At 70.4% G+C, this 7,031-nt stretch carries 8 protein-coding genes; 7 read left to right on the top strand and 1 reads right to left on the bottom strand.

All coding sequences use genetic code 11. From position 1 onward, the window contains the following. A partial coding sequence (locus tag AC3XYG_RS42560) for a LysR family transcriptional regulator (protein ID WP_489145979.1) occupies positions 1-449 on the bottom strand: 449 nt, incomplete at its 3' end. 100 nt (positions 450-549) lie between these two features. Between AC3XYG_RS42560 and AC3XYG_RS42555 the strand changes: the two genes are divergently transcribed. The 7 genes from AC3XYG_RS42555 to AC3XYG_RS42525 all read left to right on the top strand — a co-directional run bounded on the left by AC3XYG_RS42555 (position 550) and on the right by AC3XYG_RS42525 (position 6,810). After that, complete coding sequence (locus AC3XYG_RS42555; protein WP_489145978.1) at positions 550-1,974, top strand: aldehyde dehydrogenase family protein; 1,425 nt, start codon at positions 550-552, stop codon at positions 1,972-1,974. A gap of 114 nt (positions 1,975-2,088) precedes the next feature. After that, complete coding sequence (locus AC3XYG_RS42550; protein WP_489145977.1) at positions 2,089-3,078, top strand: alpha/beta fold hydrolase; 990 nt, start codon at positions 2,089-2,091, stop codon at positions 3,076-3,078. Between the two features lie 30 nt (positions 3,079-3,108). Next, positions 3,109-3,780, top strand: a complete 672-nt coding sequence (locus AC3XYG_RS42545) for an antibiotic biosynthesis monooxygenase family protein (protein ID WP_489145976.1) — start codon at positions 3,109-3,111, stop codon at positions 3,778-3,780. 194 nt (positions 3,781-3,974) lie between these two features. Continuing rightward, positions 3,975-4,280 (top strand): hypothetical protein, encoded by a 306-nt coding sequence (locus AC3XYG_RS42540; RefSeq protein ID WP_489145975.1) that lies wholly within the window; start codon positions 3,975-3,977, stop codon positions 4,278-4,280. A gap of 192 nt (positions 4,281-4,472) precedes the next feature. Continuing rightward, complete coding sequence (locus AC3XYG_RS42535) at positions 4,473-4,922, top strand: VirK family protein (protein ID WP_489145974.1); 450 nt, start codon at positions 4,473-4,475, stop codon at positions 4,920-4,922. Positions 4,923-5,023: 101 nt separating this feature from the next. Then, complete coding sequence (locus tag AC3XYG_RS42530) at positions 5,024-5,956, top strand: transglutaminase family protein (RefSeq protein WP_489145973.1); 933 nt, start codon at positions 5,024-5,026, stop codon at positions 5,954-5,956. After that, positions 5,953-6,810 carry an AraC family transcriptional regulator gene (locus tag AC3XYG_RS42525; protein WP_489145980.1) on the top strand — a complete coding sequence of 286 codons (858 nt, stop codon included), beginning with the start codon at positions 5,953-5,955 and terminating at the stop codon, positions 6,808-6,810. Before AC3XYG_RS42530 ends, AC3XYG_RS42525 begins: the two co-directional genes overlap by 4 nt. Positions 6,811-7,031: the final 221 nt, after the last annotated feature.

The following is a 7,031-nucleotide window of genomic DNA, read 5'->3' as shown; positions in this document are numbered from 1 at the left end:
GTTTCGGCCGGCCGGATGCCGGCGTCGAAGCCGTCGACGACGATATCGACCAGCCGGCCTTCGGTGACGATGTCGACCTTCATCTCGGGATAGCGCCTCAGATACTCCAGCACGATCGGCGTCAGGATCCGGCGGGCGGCGCCGGCCGAGGTGTTCAGGCGCAGCGTCCCGGCCGGCGTGTCGCGATGGCGGTTCACCGCCTCCATCGCGCCGTGGATGTCCGACAGCGCCGGGGCGATGCTGGCCACGAACTGCTCGCCGGCCTGGGACAGCGACACGCTGCGCGTCGTCCGGTTGAACAGGCGGACGCCCAGCCGCGCCTCCAGCCCGCGCACGGCGTGGCTGAGCGCCGAGGACGACATGCCGAGATCCGCCGCCGCGGTGCGGAAGTTGCCGCGCCGGGCGACCGCGACCACGGCCTCCAGCTCGATCAGCCCCGATTTGTGCATTGTCCCGTTTCCTGCGCTGCCTCATCCGGATTTATGCGGCTTATTCGCGCAATCCGACAGCGCCACATCTGCGCCAGGCCGATTTGAGATGGAGAGCAGCATGCGGATCATCGACACGATCTATATCGACGGCGCCTTCGTGACGCCGCACGGCACCGAAGTGCAGGACCTGTTCAACCCGGCGACCGGCCGGGTCATCGGCCGGGTGACGCTGGGCGATGCCGAGGACGCGCGCCGCGCCATCGCCGCAGCCAAGCGGGCCTTCCCGGCCTTCTCGCGCAGCAGCAAGGCCGAGCGCCTGGTCCTGCTGCACCGGCTGCACGACGTGGTGAAGGCCCGCACCGATGCGCTGGTCGCAGCGACGGTCGAGGAGTACGGCGGACCGGTGAAGCAGGTGGCTTGGCGCACGGCGCTGACCGCGGATTCGTTCCTGCACGCCGCCCAGGTGCTGCAGGATTACGAGTTCACCAAGCGGGTCGGCACGGCCGAGGTGGTGATGGAGCCGCTCGGTGTCGTCGGCATCATCACGCCGTGGAATGCCAACACCGGCTTCATCTGCGGCAAGCTGGCGGCGGCGATCGCGGCCGGCTGCACCACCGTGATCAAGCCGAGCGAGATGAGCGCGATCCAGACCCAGGTGCTGGTCGAATGCCTCGACGAGGCCGGCGTGCCGCCCGGCGTCTTCAACATCGTCAACGGCCGCGGCGACGTGGTGGGGGCGGAGCTGAGCGCCCACCCCGACATCGCCAAGATCTCCTTCACCGGCTCCACCGCCGTCGGCAAGGCGATCCTGCGCGCCGGGGTCGAGACGCTGAAGCGGGTCACGCTGGAGCTCGGCGGCAAATCGCCGACCGTGATCCTCGACGACGCCGATTTCGCCCTGGCCGTGCCGCAGGCGCTCGGCGCCGGCTTCACCAACAGCGGCCAGGCCTGCATTGCCGGCACCCGCATCCTGGTGCCCGAGACGCGGATGGAAGAGTTCTGCGCCCTGGCCAAGGCGGCCGTGGCGGCGACCAAGGTCGGCGACCCGCGCGACCCCGAGACCGCTGTTGGACCGATGGTCAGCGCCCGGCAGTGGGAGCGGGTGCAGCGCTACATCCGCATCGGCCAAGAGGAGGGTGCGGAATTGCTGGCCGGCGGCGAAGGCCGGCCGGAGGGGCTGGAGGGCGGCTGGTTCGTCAGGCCGACTTTGTTCGGCGGCGTCACCAACGACATGACCATCGCGCGGGAGGAGATCTTCGGCCCGGTGCTGTCGATCCTGTCCTACCGGACGGAGGAGGAGGCGATCGCCATCGCCAACGACACGACTTACGGGCTGCAGGCCTATGTGCTGTCGTCGGATCCGCAGCGGGCGCGGGCGGTGGCGGCGCAGCTCCAGGCCGGCCGGGTGCTGATCAACGGTGCCCAGCACGAGCCGCTGGCCCCGTTCGGTGGCTTCAAGCAATCCGGCATCGGCCGGGAATACGGCGTCTACGGGCTGGAGGCGCATCTCGAGCCCAAGGCGGTGCTGGGCGCCGCCGCCTGAGAGTTCTCCTCGCAGGCCGGCCGATCGGTTCGACCGGGGTCGAAGCGTTCGCGCCTGACTTCGCCGCGGCCGGGCCCCATGTCTCTGCTATCCCGAGCAAACCGGAGGCAGATCATGGACCCGGCCGTTCCCCGGCTCGACCCGCGCGAAGAGCATCACCGCATCGACAGCCCCATCGCCGGGCTATCGCTGTTCCTGCGGGGCCTGGCGCCGGCCAATCCGCCCGCCGGCCCGCCCCGTGCCGTGCTGTATGTCCACGGCGCCACCTTCCCGTCGGCCCTGTCGATCGCGTATCGCTTCGACGGCCGGTCCTGGCGCGACGCCCTCGGCGAGGCCGGCTTCCATGTCTGGGGGCTGGATTTCCTCGGCTTCGGTGGCTCCGGCCGCTACCCGGAGATGGCGGGTCCGGCCGAGGCCGCGGCGCCGCTGGGCAAGACCGACCAGACCAGCCGCCAGCTCGAAGCCGCGGTGCGCTTCGTCTGCGGCCGGCTCGGCGTGCCCGGCCTGTCGCTGATCGCCCATTCCCAGGGCAGCGTGATCGCCGGGCATTTCGCCGGGCGCTGCCCGGAGCTGGTCGACCGCATGGTGCTGTTCGGCCCGATCGCCCAACGCCCCGGCCCGGCGGATCCCGCGCCGATCCCGGCCTGGACCACCGTCAGCCTGCAGCAGCAATGGGACCGCTTCACCGCCGACGCCCCGGACGGCGAAGCGCCGGTGCTGCTGCAGCGGCATTTCCGCGACTGGGGCGAGCGCTATCTCGACAGCGACTCCGGCAGCCGCGACCGCAGCCCGCCGGCGGTGCGGATCCCGACCGGCCCGCGTTGGGACATCGCCGCTTCCTGGTCCGGCCGGCTGTCCTACGACCCGGCGCTGATCCGCTGCCCGGTCGCCATCATCCGCGGTGCCTGGGACAGCCTGTGCACCGACGCCGACGCCGCCTGGCTGTTCGATGCCCTGGCCGCGGCGCCGCTGAAGCGCGACATCAAGCTCAGCCGCGGTGGCCATCTGATGCATCTGGAGGAGGGCCGGGCGGCTCTTCACCGCGAGACGAGCGGGTTCCTGCAGGGCGGTGATACCGTGCCGCAGAGCCCGGTCCAGTCCTGAACGGCACCGAGACACAGAAGGGAGCGCCCGATGTTTACCGTCCTGTTCGAAGTCCACCCCAAGACCGAGCGCTGGGACGACTATCTCGGCTACGCCAAGCTGCTGAAGCCCGAGCTGGAGCGGGTGGAGGGCTTCATCGACAACCTCCGCTACCGCAGCCTGCGCCGGCAGGGCTGGCTGCTGTCGCTGTCGACCTGGCGCGACGAGAAGGCGCTGGTGCGCTGGCGCAGCCAGGCGCTGCACCATGAGGTGCAGGGCAAGGGGCGGATGGAGGTGTTCCACGACTATCACCTGCGGGTCGGCCAGGTCACGGCCGACAGCCGGCCGCCGCCGGGCGTGGCCCCGCGCGAACAGCGGCTGGACGAGACCGAGACGGGGGCCGGCACCTGCGTGTCGGTGATCGAGGCGAAGCGCCTGGCCGGCCTGGCCGAGAAGGCAGCACCGGAGGCTGTTGCCGCCGCGTTGGGCCTGCCGCAAGGGGCCGACGGGCTGGTGGAATGGGACGTGTTCGATGCCATCCTGACGCCGGGCGACGCGCTGCTGATGCTGTCCTGGCGCGATGCCGCGGCGGCAGATGCGGGCGAGGCGGCCTGGCCGGACGGCGCCCGGTCGCGCCGGGTCCGGGTGGTGCGCGACTACGGCATGTTCGACCGGCGCGAGGCGCCGCAAGACTACCCAAAGGTTGCCCGCGGTCCGAAATGATGCGTGCGAGGGTTGCAGGATGGCCGAGCCGGGTTAGGTCAGTGCTGCGGGAGGGCCGACGGATCGCACCACCGTGAGGTGGGAGGCCCCGCAGATCGCAGCGTCACGCGCAGCATGATCGCTGCGTCACGCACAACGAACCCGTTCGACAGGCGCGCCGATCGAAGGGCGCGTCCCATCGACAGGAGCACACCATGAAGCTGAGCACAGAACTGGCCGACCGGACCGTGAACCGGTTCGGGGCCCGGGTCATTCCCGAATCCCATCCGGCCATCCCCCAGCTGCACAACATGTTCGGGGACCACACCTTCTTCGTCGACGGCGCCGGCCTCCACATCCTCGAACCGGCCGACCGCGGCCCGGCGGACGCATCCGCCGGCCAGGTGGTGAAGGTCGCGAGCTGGGCGGATGCCGAGCAGACCACCCTGGCCCCGCACGAACCGGAACCCACCGACATCATGGTCGAACTCGACACCGGCAGGCAGGTCGGACGAGCCTGACTCAAGGCGGGCGGCCTCCGGGCCGCCCGTCGCCTCTTCGTAGGTCGAAAATCCTTACCGTTGGAAGTGTGCCGCGGCGCTTCTCCCCGGAACATCGCGGGTGATTCGGGAGTTGAGGACAGCATCGGCCTGGATCTGCCAGGCCTTCGCGGCCTTCGGCCCGCCCTCGACCACAAAGGACGAAATTCCCTTATGAACGCCCGATTCTCCCGATCCCACCGTGCCCTCGGCGCGGCCCTGGTCCTGTTGCTGGCCGGCGCGCCCGCCGCCTGGGCCGACAGCGGCTGGGACTATGCCAAGCTCAGCCGCAAGCTGCAGAACGGCGACAAGCCGAGCATGGTGATCGACCTGTCGAAATGCCTCGATCCGTCCGGCGCGGGCGGCCCGCCGGTCGTGGCGGTGCCGACCTTCACCACCTACAACCTGACCCAGCAGTTCATCGCGACCTCGGAGACGCACCCGTTCGAGGCGGCGAACGGCACGATGTCGCTGGAATATGTCCGGCTGCGGATCTTCTCGGACAATGGCGCCGAGCTGAGCCTGAAGCATCTGAACCCGGCGACCTACGAAGTGGTCGGCCCGGCCGTCGTGCTGCGCTGCCGGCTGAACGACGGCTCGATCACCGTGCACGACGGCGACTGACCGGGCGTCCGGGCGGGGAGGGGCCTGCAAACCGGATCAAGCGCGGGATCAGAAGCCGGGGCAGGAATGGGCCTCGGCTTGTGAACCCGGGGAGATCCGCGATGACCACCCAGACCCTTTCCGCCCGTCCCGACGGCGAAGCCCACCGCCGCGTGCTGGACTATTATACGCAGCAATCGGCGTTCAGCTCGCCGGGCCGCCACGCCGCGCTGTTCGATCGCCTGCCATCCGATGCGGCCAGCATCGCCCGCACCATCCAGGGGCTGGTGATCTACGAGCATGTCACCGAGGCCTTCTACGACTACGCCCTGCCCGAAGAGCGCCGGGCCGAGAGCCACATCCGGCCGGTCGAGGCGATGCTCGATGCGATCCTGGCGCTGGACGGCCGGCCGCTCGACGCCGCCCGGCCGCCGGAGACGCGGCTGGTCGGCATCTGCCGCCATTTCGCGCTGCTGGCGGTCGCGATGTTCCGGCATCACGGCGTGCCGGCCCGCGGCCGCGGCGGCTTCGGCACCTATTTCAATCCGGGCAAGTTCGAGGATCACTGGGTCTGCGAACACTGGAAGGCGGATGAAGGACGCTGGGCCTTGCTCGATCCGCAGTTCGACGACGTCTTCATCCGGCGGCTGTCGATCGGCCATGACGTCCTCGACGTGCCGCGCGACCGCTTCCTGGTGGCGGCCGATGCCTGGCGCGGATGCCGCGACGGCACGTTCGACCCGCAGCTCTTCGGCATCGAATTCGGGCAGCTGCGTGGCCTGTGGTTCGTGGCCGGCAACCTGGTCGGCGATCTGGCGATGCTGAATGGCGCCGAGCTGCTGCCCTGGGACGTCTGGGGCATGCAGCCGCCGCCCGATGCCGTCCTGTCGGCACCGCAACTCGCCGCCTTCGACGGGATCGCCTTGCTGACCGGCGACCCGGATGCGAATTTCGACGCGCTGCGGCAGCGCTTCGCCAACGACGACGGCGTGCGGCTGCCGGACACCGTGTTCAACGCGCTGCGGCGGCGCCGGGAGAAGGTCTTGCCAGCCTGACAGGGGATCGCACGACGCACAGCCCGGTCGAAAAGGCGCTGTGGTTCATCGAAAGCCATCTCGGCCGCGACATCGCGCTGGACGAGATCGCGGCGGTCTGCGGCCTGTCGCGGTTCCAGGCCTCACGGCTGTTTTCGCATGCGGTTGGGATGCCGGTGACGGCCTATCTGCGCGGCCGGCGGCTGACCCAGGCGGCCCAGGCCTTGGCCGAGGGCGCGCCCGACATCCTGGCCGTCGCGCTCGAAGCCGGCTATGGCTCGCACGAGGCGTTCTCGCGGGCCTTCCGCGACCAGTTCGGCCTGACCCCGGCCGAACTGCGGGCGCGCGGCCGGCTTGACGGCCTCGCGCTGGTCGGGCCGCTGCGGCAGGATTCGCCGGTCCCCGCGCCGCTGCCGCCGCCGCGGATCGAAACGCCGGGCCCGCTGCTGATTGCCGGCCTCGGGCGCCGCTTCGCCATCGACGATTTCACCGGCATCCCGGCGGTCTGGCAGGCGTTCCAGCCGCATCTGGAGACGATGCTGCGGCGCACGGGGCAGCCAGCCTACGGCCTGGTCACGGGTGTGGCCGCCAATGGCGACAGCTATTTCTACCTCGCCGGCGTGAAGGTGCCCGACCTGTCCGACCTCGATGCCGGCCTCACCGGCCTGCGGTTGCCGGCGCAGCGCTGGGCGGTGTTCCCGCAGGCCGGCCACATCACCACGATTGCCGCCACGATCGACGCCATCTTCGGCCAGGCGCTGCCCGCGGCCGGGCTCAAGGCTGGCGGCCTGCCCGATCTGCTGGAGCGCTACGGCGACGGCTTCGACCCAGAGACCGGCCATGGCGGCTTCGAGATCCTGGTGCCGGTGAAATAGGCGCCGAATCGGCTCTGGGAAGCAATGGCGCCGGGTGACCATTGCCAAGGGGCAATGGCACCGAGCTGTGGCAGGATCGCTCGCGACGATTCTGGGAGAGGACCATGACCGCGATCGACCACGCCGCCCGCACCGCCGAGCTGGAGGCCGAGGAGGCCCGGCTGGGCTTCGACCGCTTCGACTTCGCCGAGGCCTGGGCGATCGGCCGGGCGCTGGTCGAA

The sequence above is a fragment of the Inquilinus sp. genome, assembly GCF_057815775.1.
Note: the sequence above shows the minus strand (reverse complement) of the source record. Positions and strands in the feature narration are given on the sequence as shown.

Excerpts from the sequence above, each read along its gene's own strand:
- AC3XYG_RS42530 (WP_489145973.1), top strand. The coding sequence starts at position 5,024 with ATGACCACCCAGACCCTTTCCGCCCGTCCCGACGGCGAAGCCCACCGC.
- AC3XYG_RS42550 (WP_489145977.1), top strand. The coding sequence starts at position 2,089 with ATGGACCCGGCCGTTCCCCGGCTCGACCCGCGCGAAGAGCATCACCGC.
- AC3XYG_RS42540 (WP_489145975.1), top strand. The coding sequence starts at position 3,975 with ATGAAGCTGAGCACAGAACTGGCCGACCGGACCGTGAACCGGTTCGGG.
- AC3XYG_RS42535 (WP_489145974.1), top strand. The coding sequence starts at position 4,473 with ATGAACGCCCGATTCTCCCGATCCCACCGTGCCCTCGGCGCGGCCCTG.
- AC3XYG_RS42555 (WP_489145978.1), top strand. The coding sequence starts at position 550 with ATGCGGATCATCGACACGATCTATATCGACGGCGCCTTCGTGACGCCG.
- AC3XYG_RS42545 (WP_489145976.1), top strand. The coding sequence starts at position 3,109 with ATGTTTACCGTCCTGTTCGAAGTCCACCCCAAGACCGAGCGCTGGGAC.